This window comes from Telluria sp. BA11 (assembly GCF_056680305.1).
The window spans coordinates 3,943,591-3,969,513 of sequence record NZ_CM155275.1 but is presented as its reverse complement, the minus strand read 5'-3'; the positions used below and the strand labels follow the sequence as shown (position 1 = coordinate 3,969,513).

The 25,923-nt window shown below is 61.2% G+C and carries 19 protein-coding genes and 2 tRNA genes; 10 read left to right on the top strand and 11 right to left on the bottom strand.

Annotated elements, in window-relative coordinates; genetic code table 11:
* Positions 1–533: 533 nt before the first annotated feature.
* Positions 534–624, bottom strand: a tRNA-Ser gene (locus AC1MGT_RS17445).
* Between the two features lie 168 nt (positions 625–792).
* Here AC1MGT_RS17445 and AC1MGT_RS17440 point away from each other — a divergent pair.
* The gene (locus AC1MGT_RS17440) at positions 793–3,492 is read left to right on the top strand and encodes a polysaccharide deacetylase family protein (RefSeq protein WP_499501241.1); all 2,700 of its coding nucleotides are present in this window, start codon (positions 793–795) and stop codon (positions 3,490–3,492) included.
* A gap of 91 nt (positions 3,493–3,583) precedes the next feature.
* On the opposite strand, the gene acs is transcribed toward AC1MGT_RS17440, so the two are convergent.
* Positions 3,584–5,584 carry an acetate--CoA ligase gene (gene acs / locus AC1MGT_RS17435; RefSeq protein ID WP_499501240.1) on the bottom strand — a complete coding sequence of 667 codons (2,001 nt, stop codon included), beginning with the start codon at positions 5,582–5,584 and terminating at the stop codon, positions 3,584–3,586.
* Between the two features lie 230 nt (positions 5,585–5,814).
* Here acs and AC1MGT_RS17430 point away from each other — a divergent pair, with 230 nt between their 5' ends.
* The 4 genes from AC1MGT_RS17430 to AC1MGT_RS17415 all read left to right on the top strand — a co-directional run bounded on the left by AC1MGT_RS17430 (position 5,815) and on the right by AC1MGT_RS17415 (position 9,038).
* A complete protein-coding gene (locus tag AC1MGT_RS17430) occupies positions 5,815–6,423 on the top strand; it encodes a TIGR00645 family protein (RefSeq protein ID WP_332530314.1) in 609 nt (202 codons plus the stop codon).
* A gap of 34 nt (positions 6,424–6,457) precedes the next feature.
* A complete protein-coding gene (locus tag AC1MGT_RS17425; RefSeq protein WP_183549636.1) occupies positions 6,458–7,993 on the top strand; it encodes a fumarate hydratase in 1,536 nt (511 codons plus the stop codon).
* A 17-nt stretch (positions 7,994–8,010) separates the two neighbouring features.
* Positions 8,011–8,886 carry a glutamate racemase gene (murI, locus tag AC1MGT_RS17420; RefSeq protein ID WP_499501239.1) on the top strand — a complete coding sequence of 292 codons (876 nt, stop codon included), beginning with the start codon at positions 8,011–8,013 and terminating at the stop codon, positions 8,884–8,886.
* Between the two features lie 76 nt (positions 8,887–8,962).
* Positions 8,963–9,038 (top strand) — tRNA-His (locus tag AC1MGT_RS17415).
* A gap of 334 nt (positions 9,039–9,372) precedes the next feature.
* Here AC1MGT_RS17415 and AC1MGT_RS17410 read toward each other — a convergent pair.
* A protein-coding gene (locus AC1MGT_RS17410) for an IS3 family transposase (protein ID WP_499500736.1) occupies positions 9,373–10,550 on the bottom strand; the annotation gives its coding sequence in 2 pieces (ribosomal slippage) (positions 9,373–10,283 and positions 10,283–10,550; 1,179 coding nt in all).
* A 62-nt stretch (positions 10,551–10,612) separates the two neighbouring features.
* Here AC1MGT_RS17410 and AC1MGT_RS17405 point away from each other — a divergent pair.
* From AC1MGT_RS17405 to AC1MGT_RS17395, 3 genes are all read left to right on the top strand, one after another.
* Entirely contained in the window at positions 10,613–11,137 is a 525-nt protein-coding gene (locus AC1MGT_RS17405) for a Rap1a/Tai family immunity protein (protein WP_499501238.1), read from the top strand.
* Complete coding sequence (locus tag AC1MGT_RS17400; protein ID WP_499501237.1) at positions 11,134–11,598, top strand: T6SS effector amidase Tae4 family protein; 465 nt, start codon at positions 11,134–11,136, stop codon at positions 11,596–11,598. The genes AC1MGT_RS17405 and AC1MGT_RS17400 overlap by 4 nt, the downstream gene beginning before the upstream one ends.
* Positions 11,599–11,848: 250 nt before the next feature.
* Entirely contained in the window at positions 11,849–12,184 is a 336-nt protein-coding gene (locus tag AC1MGT_RS17395) for a hypothetical protein (RefSeq protein ID WP_499501236.1), read from the top strand.
* Between the two features lie 596 nt (positions 12,185–12,780).
* Here AC1MGT_RS17395 and AC1MGT_RS17390 read toward each other — a convergent pair.
* The 8 genes from AC1MGT_RS17390 to AC1MGT_RS17355 all read right to left on the bottom strand — a co-directional run bounded on the left by AC1MGT_RS17390 (position 12,781) and on the right by AC1MGT_RS17355 (position 23,537).
* Positions 12,781–13,722, bottom strand: a complete 942-nt coding sequence (locus AC1MGT_RS17390; protein WP_499501234.1) for a hypothetical protein — start codon at positions 13,720–13,722, stop codon at positions 12,781–12,783.
* A gap of 293 nt (positions 13,723–14,015) precedes the next feature.
* The gene (locus AC1MGT_RS17385) at positions 14,016–14,720 is read right to left on the bottom strand and encodes a hypothetical protein (protein ID WP_499501232.1); all 705 of its coding nucleotides are present in this window, start codon (positions 14,718–14,720) and stop codon (positions 14,016–14,018) included.
* A gap of 35 nt (positions 14,721–14,755) precedes the next feature.
* The gene (locus AC1MGT_RS17380) at positions 14,756–15,793 is read right to left on the bottom strand and encodes a hypothetical protein (protein WP_499501231.1); all 1,038 of its coding nucleotides are present in this window, start codon (positions 15,791–15,793) and stop codon (positions 14,756–14,758) included.
* Between the two features lie 196 nt (positions 15,794–15,989).
* Positions 15,990–19,712, bottom strand: coding sequence for a tubulin-like doman-containing protein (locus tag AC1MGT_RS17375; RefSeq protein ID WP_499501229.1), 3,723 nt, complete (start codon positions 19,710–19,712; stop codon positions 15,990–15,992).
* Positions 19,713–19,737: 25 nt separating this feature from the next.
* On the bottom strand, positions 19,738–20,175 hold the full coding sequence (locus tag AC1MGT_RS17370) for a hypothetical protein (RefSeq protein ID WP_332530305.1): 438 nt from the start codon (positions 20,173–20,175) through the stop codon (positions 19,738–19,740).
* A 40-nt stretch (positions 20,176–20,215) separates the two neighbouring features.
* Positions 20,216–21,694 carry a hypothetical protein gene (locus AC1MGT_RS17365; RefSeq protein ID WP_499501227.1) on the bottom strand — a complete coding sequence of 493 codons (1,479 nt, stop codon included), beginning with the start codon at positions 21,692–21,694 and terminating at the stop codon, positions 20,216–20,218.
* The gene (locus tag AC1MGT_RS17360) at positions 21,691–23,163 is read right to left on the bottom strand and encodes a hypothetical protein (protein ID WP_499501226.1); all 1,473 of its coding nucleotides are present in this window, start codon (positions 23,161–23,163) and stop codon (positions 21,691–21,693) included. Before AC1MGT_RS17360 ends, AC1MGT_RS17365 begins: the two co-directional genes overlap by 4 nt.
* Positions 23,164–23,339: 176 nt before the next feature.
* A complete protein-coding gene (locus AC1MGT_RS17355; RefSeq protein WP_499501224.1) occupies positions 23,340–23,537 on the bottom strand; it encodes a hypothetical protein in 198 nt (65 codons plus the stop codon).
* On the opposite strand from AC1MGT_RS17355, the gene AC1MGT_RS17350 reads away from it, so the two are divergent.
* Complete coding sequence (locus AC1MGT_RS17350) at positions 23,528–24,196, top strand: pentapeptide repeat-containing protein (protein WP_499501222.1); 669 nt, start codon at positions 23,528–23,530, stop codon at positions 24,194–24,196. The genes AC1MGT_RS17355 and AC1MGT_RS17350 overlap by 10 nt on opposite strands.
* Positions 24,197–24,337: 141 nt before the next feature.
* Entirely contained in the window at positions 24,338–25,918 is a 1,581-nt protein-coding gene (locus AC1MGT_RS17345; RefSeq protein WP_499501221.1) for a sensor domain-containing diguanylate cyclase, read from the top strand.
* Positions 25,919–25,923: the final 5 nt, after the last annotated feature.

Genomic DNA, 25,923 nt, shown 5'->3' with positions numbered 1-25,923 from the left:
AGAGCGCCGGTGACCCGCCTTTTTAGACGCGTCCAGCGGCTATGGGCTACCAGGATAGCCGGGATAGCCAGGATAGCCAGGGTCAGGTCTGACATTCGATAGCCAGGGTCACGATAGCCAGCGATAGCCAGGGTCAGGTCTGACATTCGGACACAAGCTCTGCCTTAACGGCGAATATGCCGCACTACCCGTAGTCGGGGTCACGTAGTCGGGGTCACACGTAGTCGGGGTCAGGTCTGACATTCGGACACAAGCTCTGCCTTAAGGGCGAATATGCCGCACTACAGTTCAGGCCGTGTCCGTTTGTCAGACCTGACCCCGGCTTGTGCCCATTTGTCAGACCTGACCCCGGCTTGTGCCCAGACACAAGCTCTGCCTTAAGGGCGAATATGTCGCACTACAGTTCAGGCCGTGTCCGTTTGTCAGACCTGACCCCGGCTTGTGACCCCGGCTTGTGCGCAGCGGTTTGTGTTGGTAGAGATGAGGGTAGGCAGAATTGAAAAAGCCCCTTCATAGGGGCTTTTCAGTATTTTTGGCGGAGAGAGGGGGATTCGAACCCCCGGTAGGCTATGAACCTACACACGCTTTCCAGGCGTGCGACTTAAACCACTCATCCATCTCTCCTGATGGTCGACGTGTGCGTTCCACGAAGCCGCTCATTATAACAACAATTCCTGGTAGTACAAGACCGACCTGACAACGGTCGGCAAGCCCCTTCCCCCCAACCACCCGTGAATGGTATCGTTCCCGGCTGGCCTGCCCATCCGGCACGCTACCCGCAACGGATACGTCGTGAAACGCACATCACTTTATCTCATCATCTTCGCTGTGGCCGCCGCTGGTGCCGGCGCAGGCTCCTGGCTCGTGAACCGCACCCCGACCGGGGCGCCGGAAACGAAGCCTGCCCCCGCAACCGCCACTAGCACCCAGGACGCCAGCGCCATCGCAACCGAGCTGGGCGCCATGCTCGACGCCTACCGCAAGATCATCGTGCTGACCCACGACGAGGCCACGCTGCCTGCCGCCGAGCGTGCCCAGGCGAACCGCATCGGCCAGCAGCTGTTCCATGAAAACCAGGAACGCATCGGCCGCGTGGAGACCGCTCTGGCCACCCTGATCGCGTCGAACAACCCACGCCGCTTCGACGCCATCGGCACCCTGCTCGACTATATCGAGTCGGGCGACGGCCTGTACGACGCCGACCGCCTGGCGTTTCGCGAAACCCTGCGCAGCCTGCAGGCGCAGATCGCCAGCGATTCGTCGCTCGCCGCGATCAAGCTGCACAAGCGGATCTCGGAAGACCTCGACGCGCTGGCCGAAATCGAGCGCAATTACGAGAAGGAGATCCGCGCGATCTTCGGGCGCTACGATACCCGTGCGATCGAGCTGAAACGCGAGAAGTGGGACAGCTACATCGCCTACCTGGAAAAGCTCTACACGCGCGAACGCATCCTGAAGGAATACGGCGTCGTGTTGCCCTACCCCGCTGCGCCCGAGCCGGAACCGGCTGCTTCTGAGCCGGGCGCGCCAGCGCAGGCCAGCCGCGAAGGCGCCGAAATCTTCGGCAAGTCGCTCCCTAAAAAGACCGTGCTGCTCACCTTTGACGACGGCCCGCACCGCCGCTACAGCGAAGAAATCGCCGCGATCCTCAAGCAGTACAACGCGCCGGCGATCTTCTTCAACGTCGGACGCAACCTGGGCGCGCTCGATGCGCAGGGTGCAGCGAAACTGAGTGCCAATGCCCAAGTGAGCCGCAAGCTCAAGGACGCCGGTTACGTGCTGGCCAATCACAGCCTCACGCATGCGCAGTTGTCCAAGCAGACGGGCGCGAAGCTCAAGTCCGAAATCCTCGATACCGATACGCTGCTCAAGGCCGTCGATCCGAAGCGCTCGTCGCTGTTTCGCTTTCCGTATGGCGCGCGTAATCGCGAGGGCATGCAATTGCTGGCCGATGCGCAGCTCACGTCAATGATGTGGAATATCGATTCGCTCGACTGGGCCGATCCGGTGCCGTCGTCGATTGCCGACCGCGTGCTGCGCACTGTCGAAAAGGAAGGCCGCGGCATCATCCTGTTCCACGATATCCACGAGCGCACCGTCAAGGCGCTGCCGATGATTCTCGAGCGGCTGGCGGCCGAGGGCTATCAATTTGCCGGCTGGGATGGCGCCACGTTCCAGGTCGACAGCAAGGCAGCGCCCACGCCGGCGCCACGCGCGGCGGCCACCGGCTACGCCAATTCGTGGGCGATCTTGGTGGGCATCGACAATTATCCGAAGTGGCCGCGCCTGGAATATGCGGTGCGCGATGCCGAAGGCGTCGAGCGGCTGCTGGTGCAAAAGTTCGGCTTCGCGCAGGAACGCGTGATCACGCTAAAGAATGAACAGGCCACGCGCCAAGGCATCCTGGCCGCGTTCCACGATCGTCTGGCCCATGGCGGCTTGCAGCCAGACGACCGCGTGTTCGTGTTCTTTGCCGGACACGGCGCCACGCGCAAACTCAGCTCGGGGCGCGATCTCGGCTACATCGTGCCGTTCGACGCCGACCCGAACAACCTGGCCACCGATGCGATTCCGATGACCGAAATCCAGAACATCGCCGAGAGCCTGCCCGCCAAGCATGCGCTGTTCGTGATGGACGCCTGCTACAGCGGCCTTGGCCTGACACGCGGCGCGGCCAATGCGTCGTTCTTGCGCGACAACGCGCGCCGCCTGGGCCGGCAGATGCTGACGGCCGGCGGCACCGACCAGCTGGTGGCCGATGGCGGGCCGAATGGCCACTCGGTCTTTACCTGGACCCTGATGCAGGGCCTGGGCGGCAAGGGTGACCTGAATGGCGATGGCCTGATCACGGCCACCGAGCTGGCGGCGTATGTGGCGCCGGCGGTATCCAGCGTGTCGCAGCAGACGCCCGCCTTTGGCAGCTTGCCGGGATCGGAAGGCGGCGACTTCGTGTTCGAGCTGCCGGAAGAGACCGAGTTCCTCACGGCCGGCACGGCGCAGTTGTCGAACGATGCGATTGCGCTCAATACGCGGCTCGATGCGCAGGCGTCGAAGGCAACGGGCACGGTCGTGGTCAAGGATCTGCAGGGTGGCGAGACGCGGCTCAAGGCGCCGGCGGCGGTGCCGGTGTCAAGCCGGCAGCAGGCGCAGCGGGCTAACGATCTGGGGTTGCAGCTCTATCGGGAGAAGCAGTATGCGCAGGCCGAGGCGCAGTTTACCGAGGCGCTCAAGCTGCGGCCGGACTTTGCCCTGGCGGCCAATAACCTGGGCTTCGTGTTTTACAAGCAGGATCGTTTTGTCGAGGCGGCGCGCTGGTTTGAAAATACCGTCAAGATCGATCCGTCGCGGGCGATTGCGTATCGCAATTTAGGTGATGCGTATGTGAGGTCGAAGCAGCCGCAGAAAGCCAAAGCGGCGTTCACGACGTATCTTGAATTGGCGCCGACCGGTGCAGGTGCGGCGTATGCGAAGGAGCAGTTACAGAAGTTGTGATGGTGGTTGGCGTCATAAAAAATGCCCGTGTTCGCAATGCGACCACGGGCATTTTTTCCACCGGCCCGCAGGCCGGTGCAGACGCTTGCGATTACGCCGATTCTTTCAGCTGCTCCAGAATCGCTGGATTCTCGAGCGTCGACACATCCTGCGTGATGTTCTCGCCCTTGGCCAGCACGCGCAGCAGGCGGCGCATGATCTTGCCCGAGCGGGTTTTTGGCAGGTTGTCACCGAAGCGGATCTCCTTCGGCTTGGCGATCGGACCGATCTCCTTGCCCACCCACGCACGCAGCTCATTCGCGATTTTCTTCGCTTCTTCACCCGTTGGCCGCGCGCCCTTGAGCACGACGAAGGCGCAGATCGATTCGCCCGTCGTGTCGTCCGGGCGCCCCACCACCGCCGCTTCGGCCACCAGCGAATTGGCCACCAGCGCCGATTCGATTTCCATCGTGCCCATGCGGTGACCCGAGACGTTCAGCACGTCGTCGATGCGGCCCGTGATCGTGAAGTTGCCCGTGTCCTTGTTACGGATCGCGCCGTCGCCCGCCAGGTAGTATTTGCCACCCAGCTCGTCCGGGAAGTAACTGGTGCGGAACCGGTCCGGGTTATTCCAGATGGTGCGGATCATCGACGGCCATGGACGCTTGACGACCAGGATGCCGCCCTGCCCGTTCGGCACGTCGGCGCCGGCTTCATCGACGATCGCGGCCATGATGCCCGGCAGCGGCAGCGTGCACGAACCCGGCACCATCGGCGTCGCGCCAGGCAGCGGCGTGATCATGTGGCCGCCCGTTTCGGTCTGCCAGAAGGTGTCGACGATCGGGCAGCGTTCGCCGCCGACGTTCTTGTAGTACCACATCCAGGCTTCCGGATTGATCGGCTCGCCGACCGAACCCAAGAGGCGCAGGCTCGACAGGTCCGAATTCTTCGGATGGACCTTTTCGTCCACGTCCGACGCCTTGATCAGCGAGCGGATCGCCGTTGGCGCCGTGTAGAAGATGCTGACCTTGTGCTTTTCAATCGTCTTCCAGAAGCGGCTGGCGTTCGGGAAGGTGGGCACGCCCTCGAACACGACCTGCGTGCCGCCGACGGCCAGCGGGCCATAGGCGATGTAGGTGTGGCCGGTAATCCAGCCGATGTCGGCGGTGCACCAGAAGACATCGTCGGGCTTCAGGTCGAACGTCCACTTCATGGTCAGCGCGGCCCACAGCAGGTAGCCGCCGGTCGAGTGCTGCACGCCTTTCGGGGTGCCGGTCGAGCCGGACGTGTATAGGATGAACAGGGGGTGCTCAGCGTCGACCCATTCCGGCTCGCAGTCGGCCGACTGGCCTTCGACCAGCTCGTGCAGCCACAGGTCGCGGCCTTCCTGGAAGGCGACGTCGCCGCCGGTGCGCTTGTAGACGATGACGTCCTTGACCGTGTTGCAGCCGCCCATTCCCAGGGCTTCATCGACGATGGCTTTGAGGGGCAGCGATTTGCCGCCGCGCTGCTGCTCGTCGGCCGTGATGACGGCGACCGCGCCAGCATCGATGATGCGCTCCTGCAGCGACTTGGCGGAGAAGCCGCCAAACACCACCGAGTGGGTCGCGCCAATGCGGGCGCAGGCCTGCATCGCGCTGATGCCTTCGACCGACATCGACATGTAGATGATGACGCGGTCGCCCTTCTTGATGCCGCGCGACTTGAGCGCGTTGGCGAATTTGCAGACACGCTCGTGCAGCTCGCGGTAGGTCACGCGGTTGACGGCGCCATCGTCGGCTTCGAAGATGATCGCGGTCTTGTCGGCGTTGCCGTTTTCAAGATTGCGGTCGAGGCAGTTGTACGACGCATTGAGCTGGCCGTCGCCGAACCATTTGTAGAACGGCGCGTCGGACTCGTCGAGGGTGCTGGTGAATGGCTTGTGCCAGTCGAGGTTCTCGCGCGCCAGGCGCGCCCAGAAACCTTCGTAGTCGCTGGCGGCTTCGGCGCACAGCTTGTCGTAGGCGGCCATGCCGCTGACCGTGGCGTTCGCGGCAAATTCGTGCGGCGGCTGGAACACGCGGTGCTCTTGCAGGCCCTGGGATTGCTCCTGCGTCGTCTCGTTCTCGGACATGTCAGTCTCCATTCTAGTTAGTGGGTTATGCCGATACCATAGGGGCGCTCGCTTACTGAGCCCTTACACCTCGCCCCGGCGACTAGGCGTTGGGCCAGCCTGCGCCGCCCAATTCATTCTAACGCCGTCCGTTGCAAAGCGGGCAAGTGCTCTGCCAACGACACCGTAACGCCAGCGCCGGTGTAAAATGCCGTGCTGAATTTTCTCGCATTTCCTGGAGTTCCATCCCGATGTCGTCTCTGCCCCCCAACCAGCCTTTTCGCAAGCTGTCGCCCCTCAATTCGCTGATTTTCTCGAGCCGCTGGCTGCAACTGCCGCTCTACCTTGGCCTGATCCTGGCCCAGTGCGTCTACGTCTTTCACTTCTGGGTCGAACTCGTCGACCTGATCGGCGCCGCCATGGGCAACGCCGATTCGCTCAAACACATCATCGATGCCGTCAGCGTTCCGGGCGCCCTGCGCCCTACCCGGCTCAATGAAACCATCATCATGCTGGTCGTGCTCGGCCTGATCGATGTGGTGATGATCTCGAACCTGTTGATCATGGTGATCATCGGGGGTTATGAGACGTTCGTGTCGCGCATGCATCTGGATGGTCACCCGGACCAGCCAGAATGGTTGTCGCACGTGAACGCGTCGGTCCTGAAGACCAAGCTGGCGATGGCAATCATCGGCATTTCGTCGATTCATCTGCTCAAGACCTTCATCAATGCGTCGTCATACGATGTGAAGACGCTGTTCTTCCAGACCCTGATCCACTTCGCGTTCCTGCTCTCGGCCATGGCGATTGCCTACACCGACCGCATCGTGATGAGCACGCACAACGACAAGCACGCTTAAAACAAACATTCCTGGTACTCCTGAAAGAGCGAACATGGCAACCGTGATTACCCAAGACGACCTGATCGAATCGGTCGCGGCAGCACTGCAGTACATCAGCTACTACCACCCTGCGGATTACATCCAGCACCTGGCGCGCGCCTACGAGGCCGAGCAAAGCCCGGCTGCCAAGGATGCGATCGCCCAGATCCTGACCAATTCGCGCATGTGCGCCGAAGGCAAGCGTCCGATCTGCCAGGACACCGGCATCGTCAACGTGTTCCTCAAAATCGGCATGGGCGTGCGCTTCGAGGGTTTCACGGGCACCGTCACGGACGCCGTCAACGAAGGCGTGCGCCGCGCCTACAACTTCGCCGACAACAAGCTGCGCGCTTCGATCGTCGCGGACCCGCATTTCGAGCGCAAGAACACCAAGGACAACACCCCGGCCGTGGTCCACATGGAGCTGGTCGAAGGCGAGACCGTCGACGTGAAAGTTGCAGCCAAAGGTGGCGGCTCGGAAAATAAAACCAAGTTCGTCATGCTCAACCCGTCCGACTCGCTGGTCGACTGGGTGCTGAAAACCGTGCCGTTGATGGGCGCGGGCTGGTGCCCACCGGGCATGCTCGGCATCGGCATCGGCGGCACCGCCGAGAAGGCGATGCTGATGGCCAAAGAGTCGCTGATGGAAGACATCGACATGTACGAGCTGCGCCAGCGCGGCCCGAACAACAAACTCGAAGAGCTGCGTATCGAGCTGTGCGACAAGATCAACGCGCTGGGCATCGGCGCACAGGGCCTGGGCGGCCTGACCACGGTGCTGGACGTGAAGATCAATATGTACCCGACCCACGCGGCGTCGAAGCCCGTGGCGATGATCCCGAACTGCGCCGCCACGCGCCACGCGCACTTCGTGCTCGACGGCTCGGGCCCGGTCTACATCGAACCGCCTGCACTGTCGAGCTGGCCTGATGTGAACTGGACGCCCGACACGCAGAAATCCAAGCGCGTCGACCTGAACACGCTGACCAAGGAAGAAGTCGCTTCGTGGCAGCCTGGCCAGACGCTGCTGCTCAACGGCAAAATGCTGACGGGCCGCGACGCCGCGCACAAGCGCATCCAGGACATGCTGGCCAAGGGCGAATCGCTGCCGGTGGACTTCACCAACCGCGTGATCTATTACGTCGGCCCGGTCGACCCGGTCGGCGACGAAGTGGTCGGCCCGGCTGGCCCGACGACCGCCACGCGCATGGACAAGTTCACCGACATGATGCTCGAGCAGACCGGCCTGATCTCGATGATCGGCAAGGCCGAACGCGGCCCGGCCGCCATCGAGTCGATCAAGAAGCACCAGTCGGCCTACCTGATGGCGGTCGGCGGCTCGGCGTACCTGGTCTCGAAAGCGATCAAGTCGGCCACCGTGGTCGGCTTTGCGGACCTGGGCATGGAAGCGATCTACGAGTTCGACGTGACCGACATGCCAGTGACCGTCGCCGTCGATTCGACCGGCACGTCGGTCCACACGACCGGCCCGAAGGAATGGTCGGCCAAGATCGAATCGCTGCGCGGCGTGCCGATCAACGTCGCATAACACCTCTCCCCTCCAGCATGGTTTCCACCACGCTTTCCCACGACGCCCCGGTCGGCATTTTCGACTCGGGCGTCGGCGGTCTCTCGGTGCTGCGCCACATCCAGGCGCAGCTGCCGCATGAACACCTGTTGTACGTCGCCGATTCCGGCTATGCGCCGTATGGCGACAAGCCGGAAGCGCTCGTCATTGCGCGCGTGCTGGCGATTGCTGACTTCCTGATTGCGCGAGGTGCGAAGGCGATCGTCGTCGCGTGCAATACGGCCACTGTGGCGGCGGTGCGCGTGCTGCGTGAGACGCATCCGGGGATGCCGGTTGTGGGGGTGGAGCCGGGGCTGAAGCCGGCTGCTGCACTCACCCGCAGTGGCAAGGTGGGCGTGCTGGCGACGGCGCGCACCCTGCAAGGCGCAAAGTTCTTGCTGCTGCGCGACCAGATTAATCGTGAAACCGGGGTGGATTTTTTGCTGCAGCCATGTGTGGGCCTGGTGGACCAGATCGAACTGGGTGAGCTGGACTCTGGCGCCATGATGGCCATGCTGGACCGCTTCATTGCACCACTGCTGGCGCAGGGTGCCGATACGCTGGTGCTGGGCTGCACGCATTATCCGCTGGTGCGTGGGGCGATCGAGCGGCTGCTGGCGGATGCGGGGCGCAGTGACGTGGCGCTGGTGGATACGGGGGATGCCGTGGCGCGGCAATTGGCGCGTTTGCTGGTGGCTGGTGGGCTGGCGCGGGCTGTTGGCTTGGATGCGCTGCCAGCTGGTCTGACGGGCTATACGACGGCCAGTGCGGCGGCGCTGACGGCAGCGTTTCGCAGCCTGCTGGGGATAGATCCGCCCGTGTACGCGGTCGACATTGCCGAGCCGCAAGCGCCCTCTGCTTCGACATGCAATTAAATTTGCAAGCACGGGCTAAAGTTTATATAATCTTGTTCTGTCGCGGAAACAACGAGACAGATGTAGTAGTTCAGTGGTGGCTGTAGCTCAGTTGGTAGAGTCCAGGATTGTGATTCCTGTTGTCGTGGGTTCGAGCCCCATCAGCCACCCCACAGAATGCAAGTAAAAAGCCCAGTCTTCGGACTGGGCTTTTTGCGTTCTGATACGAACAAAAGCCGGGGTCAGGTCTGACATTCGGACACGACCTCAACATTGAGCCTGTAGTCCTTCCTGCACGGCATCGAATTTCTTTGCTCAGCAAACTTCCTCGGCTCTTGACGCTACGTGAAGCCTGAGTTCGTTTCCGAATACCCCCTACTCCAGACCTGCCCTGGCTTTTCTGGCTTCCATGAGCTTTGCTAGTGACGGCTGTGCCAGTCCTTGATAGAAGTCGGCTTGCTGTAATGCATACTTTGTCAGTATGACCTCTCACATATGGTGTAGTGGTCAAGTAATTTCGGACACAACGATAAGTTCTTTCTCTGCCATTGCGCGTTCATAGACGCTGGGCGGCAGATTGCCCAATACAGAATGCAAGCGCTCGCAGTTGTAGAAGCCGACGATGTAGTTGGCCACATCAAGCTTGGCTTCGGCTTGGTTCGCATAATTGCGCTGCCAGACACGCTCCATCTTTAAATTTAAGAAGAAGCGTTCAGCGACGGCGTTATCCCAGCAGTTGCCTTTGCGGCTCATGCTGCAAACGAAGCCATGCTCGGTCAACAACGCTTGGTACTGGTCGCTTGCATATTGGCTGCCGCGGTCGGAGTGGACGACCAGTCCGGCCGCTGGTCGCCGAGCTTGGATCGCCATACGCAAGGCATCGCAAACCAAGGCAGCTGGCATGCTCGGCGCCATTGCCCAGCCCACGACTCTGCGCGAGAACAGGTCGAGCACGACAGCCAAGTAGAGCCAGCCTGCGCCAGTACGGATGTACGTGATATCCGAGGCATAAGCCTGATTCGGCGCTGCCGGGTTGAACTGTCGGGCAAGGACGTTCGGCGCAACCGGCAGGGCATGCTTACTGTCGGTTGTGTGTACGAATTTGCGCTTCCAGACTGGCTTCAGGCAGGCCTGTTGCATCAGGCGGCGCACCTTGTAACGCCCGACCTGCAGGCCTCTGTTGGCCAGTGCCGTGACAAGCCGACGGCTGCCGTAACTTTGGCCGCTGCTCATGAACGCGGCACGCAAATGCACGCTCGCTTTGCAAAACATCGGCGCAGTTGCACGACGCTTGGCTTCGTAAAATCCAGCCCGGCTAACACCAAGGAGACGACAGGTTTGTGCGACAGGTACGGCCTTCGTTTGCAGCTCATCGATGAGCCGATAGCTCATTTGAGCTCGCGGGCAAAGAAGGCCGATGCCTTTTTTAAGACGTCCACATCACTACGAAGTTGACGGTTTTCCTGCTCCAACTGACGGATTCGCTGCTGCTCAGCCGTCAACGGTTTGCCAATGCCTGGCTGGCCTTGTTGCTCGGCCTCGTACTGTTCCATCCAGCGACGGATCGCGGTAACGCCAATGTCCATCGTCTGGCTGACGTGCGAAATGCTGAGGCCTTGTTCTGTGATCATTCGAACGACCTCAAGCTTGAAGCTAGGGTCAAAATTGCGGCGCTGCCTGGTCATGTAAACTCCTTCGAAGGTGAATTATCCACCTATCGAGGTGTCCGGAGACATTAGACCACTACATGGAGGTCACGATGAGGCAAAAACGGCAGTGGGGTGACACGATGTCACAGAGAGTCTGGCGACGCATTAGGCGTACGGTATGCGCACAGTTACAGGGACGATGGAACACTAGCAGTGCGTATCAATGTCGCGCTACTCGCGCTGCCGCAACCGAATCAATGGAGGTCAGCTTATGTCCTCTGATCCTGCTGTTAGCCCTAGTGCCTTTAGGGGCGTCAGCGGAGCCGCATCCACCGGCCATGACCGGCGAACAGTTCGTGCGCGACATGGTGGCAATGCCAAAAAACGATCTAGCGTCGCTCCGCCGCGAGCGGGCGATGGGATATATGGATGGACTGCTCGACGGCACCGTCGGCGTGCGGTGGTGCCCAAATGGTCAGCCCGTTGCGCACGAGCTCAGCTATGAAGCTGCCGAACAGATGAAGCGCCTATCCCCACGTCAACTTACGGGGAGCGCGGCTGAGTTGGCCTTATCGATGGTAAGCAGGATCTATCCGTGCCCAACGCCAGGATCCGAGCCATGAAGCCGGCATTTATACAGTTGCTCAAACACTACCCGGCGCAAGCTTCACGCGAGGAATTATATGGCGAGATCGGCTGGGACGACCTGATCGACAACCAGAGCTATATGAATACATGTGCAGTGCGCATGAGCTACGGGCTGCTACGGGCTGGGGTGCCATTGCCTGGTGCTCGTATGAAAGCGAAGGCTGGTGTGCTTGCTGGCAAGCTCATCGAACCTGGACAGGAAAAGCTGTCGGAAATTCTCAAGATGATCTGGGGGTGGCCCGAGGTCTACACCGACGAAGACGAGGCGCGCGCAGGAATCGGCAGTCGTAATGGCGTCGTGTCCTTTTTTCGCATCGGAGGGGGCGCGGTAGGTCACATAGACCTGATCGTGCATCGACCCGGAAGCAGATTCCAGGATTGCGCGCGCGCTTGCTTTTGGGCGGCAAAGCCGATCTGGTTCTGGCCACTAAATTGATCGCTTTGTTGGGCCCCGAATTCGGCCAGACCTGAACTGTCTTCATGCAAGAGTAAAAGCCAGGCTCAGGTCTGACATTTAAACACGTACTCTACACCCGGCTGTATATGCGGGTCATGGACCAGTGGCTCACGCGCATCTTAAATACCATCAGGCAAGGGGAAGTCATCGCACGGGGCAAAAGTAAGGCCGAGGAAAGCGCCGATTTCGACTTAGATAACGCAGACCAGTTCTACGTAGTGGTTTCCAAATGAAGGCCGCATTGCTCGCAATTATTTTGGTTTCTGGCGCCGTGCAAGCAGAGGTAATCGACTGTCCCGCGAAGAATTCTGGAGCGCGACTCATCGGGGTCGGCATGTTTGAAGGTGATGGGAGACAGTACGAATTGGTGGGTAAGCCGAAAATGGTATACGGCGGCCATGATGTCAGCTTCGGCTTCAATGGTGGCGAGGTGAGATGGATAGCCTGCTGGTACGAGCCCACCGCCGCTCGCTGGTATCGCGTGAGTCCTTCCGCGAAACATTGCATACTCAAGCAACGAATACTGGAGTCGCGCCGAGTGACAGCATCCGTCCAGTGCAAATGATTTTGCGCCCCTACTTCGGCCAGACCTAAGAAAGGTGGGGTCGGGTCTGACATTCAGACACGTGCTCTGCATTCGCCTCGCAATCCCTGCTGCACGTATCAAATTTCTTCGCTCAGCAAAACTCCCTAGTCTTCGATGCTAATGGAGTATGAGCTTGTGTCCGAATCTCAGAGCCGCCTCTGGCTATTGCTTGCTTTTAGTCTGCCACAAAAAATTGAAGCAAAAAGCGGCGATCCGGTCTGGCATTCGGACACATTCCTTACATTCATCCCGTTGTGCTTCCAGCGCGGCAAATAATGTCTTTGCTAAGCTTAACATTTCAGTCTTAAACGCTATGTTAAGCCGGAGCTCGTGTGCGAATGTCAGACCTGATCCCGGCTTTAGGTACACCTATGGAAGTGCGGTAGGCTAATCTTTTCTAATTTAGGACTGAGCTCGTGTCCGAAGATTAGACTGACCTAAGCCTTTTACGTGATACTCGTATACAGCTATTTCCAGTTAGACTCGAGAAATTCTATTGCAAAGACTTCAACGTGGCGCTTTGCAGATCAGATAGTTCATCAATATAGCTGATATCTTGCAAACAATAACTACAATCATTTTTCTGTATTTGAGTCGCTAGGTCGATTTGCCTGGTTTCTGGCCGTTTTCACTTTAAAAAATTGACGTTGGCGCCTTCTTTCCAGCTTTAGATCAGCGAGCATTAACTTGTTCTCATGACTGGCAAGCAGCGTTTTCCCATATGCATAGCAGACGAATGCGATCGCGATAACCAGTGAATAGACACAGATAAATATCAGCAGCCATTGCATGAAATGCAGAGCTAAAAAGGCGACAAACAATGACCCAAATACGAGAACAAACAACTGCAGAATCGTGTAAAACCCCTTCACGAGAATATCCGGAATTTTCGAAGCCCCATCGTCACTTTCTTTTCGGCTTTCAAAGTACACAAGAATCAACGGACTCAGTGCGGTAATCAGCGCCGAAAAACCGACCAGCAAATAGTAAAAGAATAATCCTACGCTTTCGACTGTGTTTGCTTTGTTTTCCTCGCCAAGTTTTTTACTGTCAGATCCTGCCTGACTAATAAACCACGGAACAATCAGTGGGGACGACACACCAACGAGACTGTATGGAGCGTCTGCTCCAGGTACCCCCATGTCGCCTTTTTCACCGCGCTCTCCAACCTTCCCCGTTTCTCCACTGAGACCGCGCTCACCATCGATACCGCGCACTCCAGGTTCGCCTCTGTCGCCCTTCCGACCAGGCTCCCCAGGAGCACCTTTCTGCCCCGTTGGACCGCGATCGCCCCGCTCGCCGCGCTCTCCTTCTTTACCTGCCGGGCCCGATGTGCTTACAACGTCGAATCGCCCTAACGGACCTAACGGCCCATATGTGCCTCTGGTCGTACCAATCTGTACCTTTTCGCCCCGCGTATCCCTGGTGACAATTGAATGGCTATCAGACTGCTCACGACTGACGCAGCCTGACAATGCAAATATCACGCCTAAGCATAGAATGAAATCTGGACGCATGACGACCTTATAGAACGAACGGCCGGTAGCCGTATATGTGAGGATGCAGCCATCACAAGTAGTCCGCTTGTCTGAAATAGCAATGCCCTTACGCTTAGATCACCTCAAACTTTGTCTACCAAGGATCATAAGGCGCGGTATACCAGCACTACTCTCAATGATACCCGAGCAGAATAGATAGTGGGATTTGCAGTGACCATAATATCCCAAACCCTCGAGATTATTCGATATCTAGGAATCATTCGCGCTCTACTATACTTAAACGTATGAGATGAAACCATGTCAACGGAGGTTTAACGACTAGCCACCATCACCGGTGCAGCCCCATTCCACACCAGCTGCGTATTCATATCCCGCGACGCCGACAACTTGCCGTTGACGTACAAATTGGTCCGCAGCGCATAGCGTCCCTGCGACGCATCCTTCGGCAGCGTGATTTCAAACGAGTTTTCAAAACGCCCGCCCGAGTTGTTGGTCAGCGCCTTCGAGCCGGATTTGAACTGCTTGCCATCCTGATCGAACACCACCAGCTCTTCGCGCACTTGCATGACCGGTGTCGTCGCGCCGTTCACCAGTTCGACGGTCGAGTTGACCACCACCGGCTTTCCACGCTGCACCGTGCTGGCATTCAAGCGCGGCTGATACGACACCACTTGCGGCTCGGCTGGCAGGCGTCCACGCGTGCGGATGAAGTCATTGTCGACCTGGGCGGCGGTGCGGGTCTGCCGTGATTGCGAGTTGATGGCCACGCAGCCAAGTGCGGCCACGATGCCGCCGGCGGCAGCGCCACGTGCGGCGCCGCGTTTGCCATCCATCAGCGCGCCCAGCAGTGCGCCGGCTGCGGCACCCATCAGTGCCGATGAGCCGACGGCGCACGGGTCCTGCTCGGCGGCGACGCCGCCTCGCGGGTATTGCATTTGCGACATGCCGCTCTGGCCCGTGGTGGCGCAGCCGGATACCAGGCTCGTCAGCAACGTCAGGACAACGATCTTTTTCATTGGCGTTTTCATGTATTTTCCCTGATGAGACTGCTTTATCTGATGGTGGTTTCTTCTTGGAGCATCTGGCGTTCGCGATCGCGGATCTGCTGCATCATGCTGTCGAGCTGCGGATTGTTCGGATCGGCCCGGCGTGCGCTTTCTACATAGGTTTTTGCGGCATCAAATTTTCGCTGCAACAATGCCTGCTCGGCATCGCGCAGGAACATCGTTGCCATCGACGTGCGCTGCGCTGCGCCCCCGTCTTGTGTACCTGAAGCACTCGGCGCAGTCGGCGCACGCGGCGCCACCGGCTCCTGCACCTGGCTTGGCGCGCGCTGGACCGGTGCAGCGCCCGGCATGAAGACCTCGGCAGGCGGCGCTGGCTGGGCTGCGGCTGCCGCGGCGGCATCCAGTGCGTCGACCTCCCATTTAAGCTGATTCAAGCTGGGTTCATCGCGGTTCAGGCCAGTCAGTTTGGCCAGTGCGGCCCTGGCTTGCGCCTGATCACGTGCATCGAGCGCACTGCGCACGTCAGCCAGCGCTGCCTTGATGGACTCCTGGGTCGCCTCCAGCCGGGTGCGCAAGGCTTCGGCCTCCGGCTTGTTTGAACACGCCGCCGTCAATTCGTTCAGTCCTGCGCGTGCACGACCGGGCCGGCTGTCCTGCAGCAGGCCGTCGATTGAACGGAAGTTGCGCTGGCAGGCGTTGTCGGTCTTTTCCGCTGCTGCAATCGCACGTTGCAAGGTATTGACCTTGGCGCGTTCCTTGTCGCCGCATTCGGCGCTGGCCCGCAGCGCCTGGGTGCGCGCGGCGGCAAGGTCGCCCGACGTGACCGCCTGGGTGCCCAGGTTGAAGGCCGATTCGCAGGAATTTTCCTCGATCACCGGTTTGTCCCCGGAACCCATGTTGTAGAGCACAACCAGCAGCAGCGCGATCCCGCCGGCGATCCACTTGCCCTTCCCGCCTTTGCGCGTTGCGGGCGGTATCGGCGCGCGATCGGCTGCAGGCCGGGAAGGTGTTGCGGGTGCAGATGGCGGCACAGCGGCAGCAGGCGGCACAATTGCCGGCGCCGCAACTGGTCGCGGTGTCACGACAGGTGCAGCTGGAGCGGGAGGCACAGGCACGCTCGACGGCGCTGATACCGGCACCGCAGCAGCAGGAGCAGGAGCAGCAACCTGCCCCACCTTGCGCACCGCCCCATCCACCCCTTCACCACAGAATGGACAAAACGCCACCTCACCCTGCAGCGTCGCACTGCAGCCAGAACACTGTTTCAAAGTCTCGTCCTCACAGCATCGGTGGCAACGGCGGCGGCGAGGCCGGCGCTGCAAACAGCATCGTCAATTCCGGCAACTGCCCCAGCTCACCCCACGCCGCAAGACCCGCACGCCACACCTTCGTACTGGCAACCACGACCTGCCCCGTCTGCACCATCTGCACGATCTGCTGCGCGGTATAAGGCCCGAACTGCTGCCCGCCAATGCCCAGATGATATTGATGCTCGACGAGCGGTGGCGGCATACCCAGTGGCGGTGGCGTCGCACCCAATGGCGGCGGCATGCCAGGCATTCCCGGCGCACCAGCAGGGAACGTGGCAACAGGCGCAGTGGCCTGCGGCGCCAGCAAGGCGTCTAACTTGCCGGCATTGAACGCGTCCGGCTTGATCACGTATTTCAGGCGCAGATGACCATCCTCGCCCGGCTCGCGCACTTCCCAGTCGTACGCGTCTTCATCCGAATCCGGCACGACGCTCGCCCACTCCGTCAGCACCTCGAGTAATTGCTCGTCGGCGCGGTCGATGTCGCGCTGGCTCATGCCCTTGCGGCGGGCCTTCTCGGCCAGCTCGCGCTTGGCTTCGCCGGCAATTGCGCTGGCAAAGCCCTTGCGGTCATCCTGCGCGCCGGTCGCGTCTTCCACCAGTTTCGGCGTGTAGACGGCCGTCTCGTAATAGCTTGCCAGCGCTGCGAGGGCAACGGTCTGGCTGGCGTCGAGTTCGGCCAGGCGCTCCTGCACCCGCTCGACGATGGCGTCGCGGTAAGTAGCTGGCAGCCCGTTCTGGCGAATCGCGCGTTCGTTGCCGATGCGGCGCACGTCGCCGCGCGCGACCGCAAACTGGTACTGCCCGCGCGGGATCACGCGCTGGGTCGAGCGCGTCAGGATGCCCAGCATGATCGCCTGCAGGTACTGCTTGAAGTCTTCGGCTAGGCGATTGATCTCGTCGGTCGTCGGCGCCATCGGATGGCTGAACTGGGTCGAGTCGATGTGCGTGTGAGTCGGGTTCTTTTCGGCTTCCTTGCGGTAGCTGGTGCGCCACCCTTCCATGCCGCGCAGCACCGTCATCGGGATGCCGGACAGTTCGCAGTAACAGACGGCGCGGCCCGGCACGCCGGTTTCGACGATGGACAATTGCGCCGCGGTGATATTGGCCTGGGTCGGCACGCAGGTATTGAGTTCGGCGCCAAACAGGCGTTTGAAACGGTCGGCATTGGCCACGCCCACGAAGCACTTGAACTGGTCGGCCTTCACCGTGAAGTCGCCCGACAAATTCGCATCGATCCACGGCATCGCGCAGGCCAGCAGTTTGCGGAAGCGGTCCATCCGTTCCACTGGATTCATCTGTTCCAGCGCCTCGATCAACGGATCGTGGTCGACGTTGTCCGCATCGCCTGCACCGGCCAGCGTCAACTGCCGCTCGGCCATGCGTTTGACTTTGTTGATGATCTCGCTGCGCTGGGCGGCGTCACCCAACATCGGGAACAGCACCTTCGAGCCGCCCAGGTCCTTGAACGCTTCGTCGGCCCATTCGCGCAGTTGCAGCGCGTTCGGCATCGGCACGTTGCGCTCGGCCACTGGCACCGTGATCAACGTGGCGTGGTCCTTGTTCAGGTCTTGCTGGATGATGGCGTTGGCGTGCTGCAGCTGACCCAGCATGGCCAGCACGGCTTCGCGGCCGGCTTGCAATTCGCCAACCAGACCGTTCCAGATGGGACGGCCCTGCGCGTCGACACCGTTCTTCTTGCCCAGCCAGGCGGACAGGTCGGCCATGAGGATCGCCGCTTCGTCGGCGGCCTTGGCGCGCAGGTGGAACTTGAGCGCGTTGGCGATCTCGGTGCGCAGGTGGTCCAGCACCGTGACCGCCTGCTTCTCGTTGTTGCTGCTGAAGAAGCCGCCCCGGGTCTGTTCGAGGTTGGCCAGCAGCCGTTCGTATTCGCGGGTGCGCACCGCTTCCTTGATTTCCCGGTAACGCTCGCTGTTGAGCTTGAGAGCGCTGATCAGGCCGGTGCCGGGTGCTTCGAGCCTGTCCTTGATCTGCTCGACCAGCGACAGCACGTATTCGAGGCCGCCGAAATCCTTGTTGTCGAGGTAGGCGTAGAGCTGGTCGCGGATCGCGAGCTTGATGCGCTCGAGCACCTCGCGCCGGCGTTTGACCACGCGGTCTTCGGTCGTGTCGGCGGTGGAATCCTGGTCGCGCACCGAGTCGCGTTCGAGCTGCTGGACGGTTTCGCGCACCTGCGTCGGCCACTCTGCGCGATCGAACCCGGTACGGATGCTGTCGATGCGCGCATTGACGCGCTGCTCGACGCCGGCCAGCAGCAGGCCATGCTTGTCCTGCAGCAGGTCGTCGACGAGGGCGTAATCGAGGAACTCGCCGCTCGATCGTTTCAGCTCGACGTTGCGGTCGGAGAACGTCGGGAAATCACTGAACGGCGCGGCGCGCAGCGCCATCTGGGCCGCCATGAATTCGTCGCGCTGCTTGTCGGTGGCGCGGTTCACGCCGGTGTCGGCGCCGCCCACGCCAAAGAAGGCCTTGAGCATCGCACCGGCCCAGCGGTGCGCGCGCTCTTCGCGCCGCGCTTCCTGGCGCGTGTCGAGCACGGCCTGGCCAAACGACGAGAAGCGCTTCGAGTACGACAGGCGCATGTCAGCAAAGCGGTTCTTCGGCACCAGCGCATCGTGCAGGAAATTCTTGTGCTGTGCCTGGTTCACGGCCACCGAGCGCTTGCGGCGCGCGAAGTCGCCCGAGGCAAAATCTTCGAACAGCGTGTCGGCCACCATGTGGTAGACATCCTTGACGTCGTTCGTGTGCTGCTGCGCCAGGTTGCCCGAGTCGATCAAATAGACTTCGCTGTACGGTTCGCGCGGCAATTCCGGCTGGTCGTAGGCATCCCAGCGGCCCACATAGCCCTTGTTGCCAAGCATCGCCGATTCGAGTTCCATCAGCGCGGCGTAGCCGTTCGCTTCGGTGCGCTCCTTGTTGGCGCCCGCGTAGCCGGTCGGCAAAAACAGCATCAGTTCGACGTCGGCATTGCCCACCTCGGACTTGGCCAGCCAGCGCGCCAGCAAACCCATGTCGAGGAAGGCGCCGGAACCGGTGCCGCCGGCGACCGAACCCACGATAACGATGCGGAACTTCTCGGTTTCCATGCGCAGGCCCAGGCGCGCCAGTTGCTGCTCGTGCGACAGGCCGGCCTTGAGCGTCTTGAGCTTCAGGCGGATCTTGTCGCGGATCTTGGTGTACTTGTCGAACAGGTACAGGCGCGAGACGGCGCGGATCTGGCCGGCGCCCTTCGATGGGTCGATACCCAGCTCGCGGATTTTCTTTGGCGTCAGCGACAGCCATTCCTTGATGTGCGGGTATTTCTCCAGCGCGTCGTCGTCACGGCTGTACTTGTCCATGTCGAACGCTTCGACGATTTTCTCTTCATCGGTGAACTTGACCTGGTCAAATTGCAGGTCTTCGGCCTGGGCGCGGCCGCTGTCGATGACGGCGCCCGTATCGAGGTCGAACTGGATGAATTGCGCGACCGGAAATTCGGCCAGGCTGTCGACGCGGGTGCGCGCGCCGTTGCCACCCCACAAAGTATTGAGGATGCGGCGGCGTACGCGCATCAGCACTTCCATGCCGGTGCCGCCGATACCGATGAACAGCGTCGGGCGCAGGTCGATGCTCTGCTCCTGCTTGCGCTCGCCCGTGCCGGCGCCGATCGTTTGGTTCAGATTATCTGCCATGTCGCGTGGTTCCTGGTCTGGGTACTTATTTGCGGGAAGACAGCAGCATCAGCACCAGCGCAATCAGGCCGATCAGCGTCAGTGGTCCGATGATCAGGGGCGCCATGAACTTCGGTGCATTGATTGCCGCCAGCACGACGCCGGTCGACAGGCTGGCCAAAAAGATGAACAGCCACCAGCCGGCCGCATTCGCCTTGCCCGGTTGAATACGTTTTGCCACCAGCGTGTTGGCGTAGGCATTTTTGGCAAAGAAGAACGCAATGAACAGCACCAGCAGCACGCCGCCGCCGATCAGCGCATCGCGCGACGACGTGTCGACGTCGGTGGTCACCGGCAGCGATTCGACCGTCTCGGGCGTTCCCGTGGCGGGGGTCGCGGGGGTCGCTGCCGCTGCTGGCGCCTGCTGGCCTTCGACCGGTGCCGGCAGGGCAAAGCCTGCGTTATCTTTTGCTTGCTGCGTCATGCCACGTTCTCCTGAATGGGATAAAGACTACTTGAATGGATTACGACGCGATGGTCAACGTCTGGCCCGGCTCGACCTGGACCACGCTCGGGCGGCCGAGACCGCGCCGGATTTCGCCGACCGCGGCGCCGTCGTCGGCCTTGATCGCCAGCGACTTGAACGGCTTGAGCAGCACATTGCGGCGCACGCCGTTGACCATGATCGGATAGCGCGTGGTTTTCATCGCCAGAAACGCGAGCACGGCCAGCGCCAGCAGCAACGCCAGCACGCCGCCGACGATCACGAGCACCGGCGTCAATGGGTATTGCACACGCACGATCAGCGGCACCTGCGCGGTGGACGATTTCACGCTGTCGGGCGGCACGAACATGTCCGACAGCGGATCGCCGGGGAACAGTTCCTGCATCTCGGTCTTGAACGATGCCGGCAAAGCCAGCCGTTGATTGCTCAGGCCCAGGCTCACCGACATCGGCATGATCACTTGCTTGCCCATCGCCGCAATGGCCTGGCGCGACCAGGCCGACGGCACTTCTTCGAGCGGCAGCTTGAAGCTCACCTCGATCGACTGGCTGGCGCCAGGCGCGAGATTGCTTACCGCTGCGGGCGCCACCGTCAACGGCGTCGTGCCGGCGCGCGTGCGCAACTGGCCATCGACGGTCGCCTGGGCGATCAGGTACGGGTAGAACAGGTTCTGCAACGATGCTTTCAGGCGCACTTGCGGGACCAGCTTGTCGGCGTCCACATCGAGCACGACGGTGCGCTTGTCGGTGCCCATCGAGGCCGTCATGTTCGGGGTATTCAGCACGGCCTGGGGCACGATGCGCACCCCGTCCTGGTCCACCGGTTTCAGTCGCGCAGGCGGTTTCGTCAGGATCCTGAAGAGCCGGCCTTCGGCCACCATGCGGCCCAGCTCGTCACCGGCTTCCTTGCCGTAGGCCAGCCCGTAGACCATCAAGCCCTTGGCAGCAAAGAACTTGCCCTGCACCGGCATACGCAACGGAAACACCACGGTGCGCGTAATCGATGGCTCCAGATGCAGCAGCCGGTAGAACTCCAGGTTGCGCGCTGCCGTGGCGGGATCGTTGCCCGGGCTGTTCTTGTTGTTGGTGAAGATCCAGATGATGCCGGGACGCGACTTGAACGTCTCACCGATGGTCTTGGTGACCGCTTCGCGAAAATCCGTGTCGGCTAGTGCACTAGGGCTCTTGCGCGCAGGCGCGAGCGGTGCCAGCCAGCCGGCGACCTGGGCGGCGCCATCGCCCTGCCCCAGCAATTGCGGCGAGACATTGCTGCCGCTGGACTGGCTGAACGCCAGCACCATGACCTTGTCGCCCGGGCGCGCGGCGGCATTGGCCACAGCGGCGATCAGCGGCTTGAACTGCGATTGCGGATCGGCGTAGAACGGCTCCATCCAGCCGGAATTCTGCACCAGAAACGCTTGCTGAATGGCCTGCGCCGGCACAGCGCACAGACCCAAAACGACGCTCGTGAGCGCCGCACACCACGCGCGCGGCATCATTGCTGGACGTCCCAGCCGAGGATGCGCTGCATGCCGGGGTGGTAGGCCCACAGATAGCCGTTGTGCAGGAAGAGGCGTAGTTCCCATGGTTTGCTGACCGCGATGGTGTGAAACACGATGTCGTTGTTCTCATCATCGTAGACCAGTTGGGCGCGCATGCGTTCAGCCGAATTGAGCAAGGTACCCAGGCCAGCCGTGCTGTCGATGCGCAGGGCCAGCACGGCGCTGCGCTCGCCCAGCTCGAGCAGCGGCACCACGACCGTGTTGGCCGCACCGTCGTCGCCATGTTCGGGCTCGATCCACGGGTCGGTTTTCAGCTTGGTGGCAAAGCGGTAATTGATGGTGCCCGAGCCGATGCGTGGATTGAGCGCGGCGACCTGTTCGTGCTCGTTCACGCCAAGGCGCACATATACGTAGCTGTCGAGGCGGCTGTCAAAGCACAACTGCCACAGCGAACCCGAGCGCGCCATGTGCGCGCTGCCAAACTCGAAGTGCGGTGTGATGCCGTCAGGCCAGGCCAGGAACGTGGCCGCCACACTGCCGTCGGTCATTTTTTGCAAGCGCAACTGCCCTTCCGCGCAGGGCCAGACCGCAAGCCGGCCATAGGCGCACGGCGCCCCCATCTCGCCCAAAGTCCAGCTGCCATCGACGCGCAGTGGCGGACCGGCCACGCCATGGGCGTCGGCAAACACGAACTGGACCACGCCGTTTTCATGACGAATCGGCGACCAGACCTGGTGATCGAAGGCCACCGGTGCGCCCACGACCGGGGCGTTGCCGACGTAATCAATCCGGAACTGCAGCGCCGCGAAATCGGGCACCAGCATGGCCAGGCCATGTTCGGTGGGGATATACAGGCGGCTGTTGAACGCGGCGGCCATCTCGGCACGCCAGGCATGAACCGGTAAATTGGATTCGGACAGCAGGCGCGTGCCGGTGCCGAGCAACGGCTGCCATTTTTTCGACGCCGGCAACCAGCCGAACAGCGTGCCCTTGCCCGTATCGAGTGCCAGCAACACAGCGCCGACGGTGCCGAACGTGCCCGAGAAGAATTCGTACTCGCCGGGCGGCGGCAGCGGCAATTCCATGTCAGCCATGCTGTCGGCGTCGTGTCGGCGCAGGCGGTCGACCGGCACGCTGTGGCGCGTGCGCTTCAGGCCGACGGCTTCGGGCATCCCGGCGTCCGTGAGGGCCGATGCGCCGCTTGGCGCGATCCAGCTGGCGCCGCTTGGGGCATTGGGCGCCAGTTGCGCGCCGTCGATGGGCGAGAAATTGAAATCGGGGGGATACAGCGTTGACGCATCGTGCGCACGGCGCATGTTCATGATGGCGGCAATATCTGCAGAACCCAATGAGGCGGCGACGGGATTGCCCATCACCGTGCGATTCAGGCGAATCTCGCCATCGTTGGCTGCCACCGTCCAGCTGCCGGAAGCGAGATCCCAATCAGCCGTTTTCTTATGATCCATCTTGTATTCCGAATTTCTCAAACACGATTACCCTTCAACTATTTTCAATATGCTTAACCAAGAATAAGGGCTTATCAAAAACATAAAGGGAGCAACACTATCTTACCTTCTTTTTTGTCCAAGTGGAAACGCAGCTGGTGCCTTGCTCATCATGCGCACAACACCCGCGCCGCCCGTCAAAACGCCATCAATTCCTGGTGGAATCCTGCACGGATCGGGCATGGCGAATTCAGGTAAACTGCCGCAGTCATTATGTCGCTGGCGATGCGCTGGCTCCCTGGCGTGATATTGCGTGCCATCAGCGCAATCCGGGAACTTGAAGAACGGTTCCCTTCTTTGGCATCCGCTTTTTCAACATACATCAATGCATACATTTACCCAATTTCCCGGCCGTGACGCAATCGATGCGGCACTTGCCAGCGGCAACGTCACTTTTCTCGATTGCATGCTCGACGCTGCCGATCTGTCGCGGCTCGACCTGCGCGGCAGCAGTTTCATCAACTGCAGCATTGCCGAAACCTCGTTTTACGCCGCCAAACTGGCGCAGACCACCTGGCGGCGCTGCCGCGGCCGGCAAGCCGATTTTGAAGCGGCCGACCTGACCGACGCGCAGTTCCAGAGCTGCGACCTGAATAACAGCAGCTGGCGTCGCGCGCGCCTTGCCTCACTCACCTTCAAGGGCTGCAAACTGACCGGTGCGAATTTCGAAGAAGCGGCGCACCTGGGTTTGACCTTTGAAGAATGCCTGCTGATCGGCGCCGACCTGCGCCGCATGTCGTTTCGCAAATCGACATTGAAAGAACTCGACTTTTCCGATGCCGACCTGGCCGCCTGCGACTTTCGGGACACCGTGTTCGAGGGCGGCAGCCTGCGCAACGCGAGCCTGAAACAGGCGCGCTTCGACAATGCCGACCTGCGCGAAGCAGATCTCTCGGGCTTGACACTGGCCGACGTGAAGCTGTTCCAGGGCGCCTGGATCACACCGCGCCAGGCGGCCGAACTGATCAGTGAGCTGGGCCTGCGTGTGGCGTGAACCGCGCGGCAGTTGTAACAGGGCGGCAACAATCCAGGTGCAGTGGCAGCGCTGTGCGACAATCTGTTGGTTTTGTACAAGTAATCAGAGTCCCTGCAGCTGACGACCGTGGGCGTTTGTAGCGGCTCGCCATCCCCCACGATGCCAAACACCAGTGCCGCTCCCGAAATCTCCCGCCTGACCGCTGAAAAGCGCCCCGCCGTGCGCAATGCGTTGCTGTTCCTGATCGCGCTGTGCCTGCTATTGCTGGCGATCCAGATCTCGGACAGTTGGCGTGCGCGCCAGGAACGCCTGACCGAAGTGGCCGTGGCCACCGCCAATATGTCGCATGCGCTGGCGGCGCAGGGAGAAAGCGCCGTGCGTGTCGTCGATACCGTGCTCTCCGGCGTGGTCGAGCGCGTGGAAACCGATGGCACAGAGCGCGGCGCGGCGCGCACCCGGTTGCAGCTGCATTTAAAGAATATGGCCTCGCAGGTCGATGAACTGCATGCCCTGTTCGTGTTTGGCGCCGATGGACGCTGGGTGATGACGTCGCAAGACCGCACGCCGCAGTACAACAACGCCGACCGCGAGTACTTTCAATATCACCTTAAACACCGGGATCGCGACGTGCATGTGGGCAAACCGGTGCGCAGCCGGTCGAGCGGCGAATGGGTTTTGCCGGTGTCGCGCCGGCTCGATCATCCCGACGGCACGTTCGCCGGTGTGGCACTGGGCACCATCCGCATCGCGTATTTTTCAACGCTATACGAAAGCTTCGACGTCGGCCGCGCCGGCGTGGTCATGCTCACGCTCGACGATGGCACGATGGTTTACCGCCTGCCGCACAGCGAGTCGCTGATTGGCACCAATGTGAGCAATGGCCCGATCCAGCAGATGTACCTGAGCCAGGGGCCGGTGGGCTCCGGCATGCGACGCTCGAAGATCGACAGCATCGAGCGGCTCTACAGTTACCGCCACCTCGACACCTATCCGTTGATTGTCGCGACCGCGCAATCGAAGGAGGAAATCCTCGCGAAATGGCTGCAATCGGTGCTGACGCAAGCCGCAATCACGTTTGTTGCCATCGTGCTGCTGCTGGCCTTTGGCTGGCGCCTGGTGCGCCAGATCATGATTCGCGACCATCTGCAAAACGAACTGGTAGGGGCGCGCGAGCAACTGCAGGAACATAACCGCGCATTGACCGTGCTGGCCGACCACGATGGCTTGACCGGCATCGCCAACCGGCGCCGTTTCGAAGCGGCGATGACGCTGGAAAGTGCGCGCGCGGCGCGTAGCGTGCTGCCGCTGTCGATCGTGCTGATCGACGTCGACTACTTCAAGCGCTTCAACGATACCTATGGCCACGTGGCGGGCGACGCCTGCCTGCGCCAGGTAGCGGCGGCGCTGCGGGACAGCCTGGTGCGCCCGGCCGATCTGGCGGCGCGTTATGGGGGTGAAGAATTCGTGGCGCTGCTGCCGGATACCGACCCGACCGGGGCCAGGATGGTCGCCGAGCGCATCCGCTGCGCCGTGATGGCACTGCAGATCGCGCATGCCGGCAATGACGCCGGGGTCGTGACGATCAGCGCCGGCGTCTACACGTCGACGGTGGCCAGCACGACCGGGGAAGGCGTGGCGATTGCTGCCAGTAGTCTGGTAGAACGTGCTGACGCCCTGCTCTACCAGGCCAAACTGTCAGGCCGTAACCAGGTCTGCGGCGGCGACAGCACAGTCTCTTGAACCGT

Bases quoted from the DNA above. Each gene is read 5' to 3' on its own strand.
- acs (WP_499501240.1), bottom strand. From the start codon at position 5,584: ATGTCCGAGAACGAGACGACGCAGGAGCAATCCCAGGGCCTGCAAGAG.
- AC1MGT_RS17430 (WP_332530314.1), top strand. From the start codon at position 5,815: ATGTCGTCTCTGCCCCCCAACCAGCCTTTTCGCAAGCTGTCGCCCCTC.
- AC1MGT_RS17425 (WP_183549636.1), top strand. From the start codon at position 6,458: ATGGCAACCGTGATTACCCAAGACGACCTGATCGAATCGGTCGCGGCA.
- murI (WP_499501239.1), top strand. From the start codon at position 8,011: ATGGTTTCCACCACGCTTTCCCACGACGCCCCGGTCGGCATTTTCGAC.
- AC1MGT_RS17405 (WP_499501238.1), top strand. From the start codon at position 10,613: ATGGAGGTCACGATGAGGCAAAAACGGCAGTGGGGTGACACGATGTCA.
- AC1MGT_RS17400 (WP_499501237.1), top strand. From the start codon at position 11,134: ATGAAGCCGGCATTTATACAGTTGCTCAAACACTACCCGGCGCAAGCT.
- AC1MGT_RS17395 (WP_499501236.1), top strand. From the start codon at position 11,849: ATGAAGGCCGCATTGCTCGCAATTATTTTGGTTTCTGGCGCCGTGCAA.
- AC1MGT_RS17390 (WP_499501234.1), bottom strand. From the start codon at position 13,722: ATGCGTCCAGATTTCATTCTATGCTTAGGCGTGATATTTGCATTGTCA.
- AC1MGT_RS17385 (WP_499501232.1), bottom strand. From the start codon at position 14,720: ATGAAAAAGATCGTTGTCCTGACGTTGCTGACGAGCCTGGTATCCGGC.
- AC1MGT_RS17375 (WP_499501229.1), bottom strand. From the start codon at position 19,712: ATGGCAGATAATCTGAACCAAACGATCGGCGCCGGCACGGGCGAGCGC.
- AC1MGT_RS17370 (WP_332530305.1), bottom strand. From the start codon at position 20,175: ATGACGCAGCAAGCAAAAGATAACGCAGGCTTTGCCCTGCCGGCACCG.
- AC1MGT_RS17365 (WP_499501227.1), bottom strand. From the start codon at position 21,694: ATGATGCCGCGCGCGTGGTGTGCGGCGCTCACGAGCGTCGTTTTGGGT.
- AC1MGT_RS17360 (WP_499501226.1), bottom strand. From the start codon at position 23,163: ATGGATCATAAGAAAACGGCTGATTGGGATCTCGCTTCCGGCAGCTGG.
- AC1MGT_RS17350 (WP_499501222.1), top strand. From the start codon at position 23,528: ATGCATACATTTACCCAATTTCCCGGCCGTGACGCAATCGATGCGGCA.
- AC1MGT_RS17355 (WP_499501224.1), bottom strand. From the start codon at position 23,537: ATGTATGCATTGATGTATGTTGAAAAAGCGGATGCCAAAGAAGGGAAC.
- AC1MGT_RS17345 (WP_499501221.1), top strand. From the start codon at position 24,338: ATGCCAAACACCAGTGCCGCTCCCGAAATCTCCCGCCTGACCGCTGAA.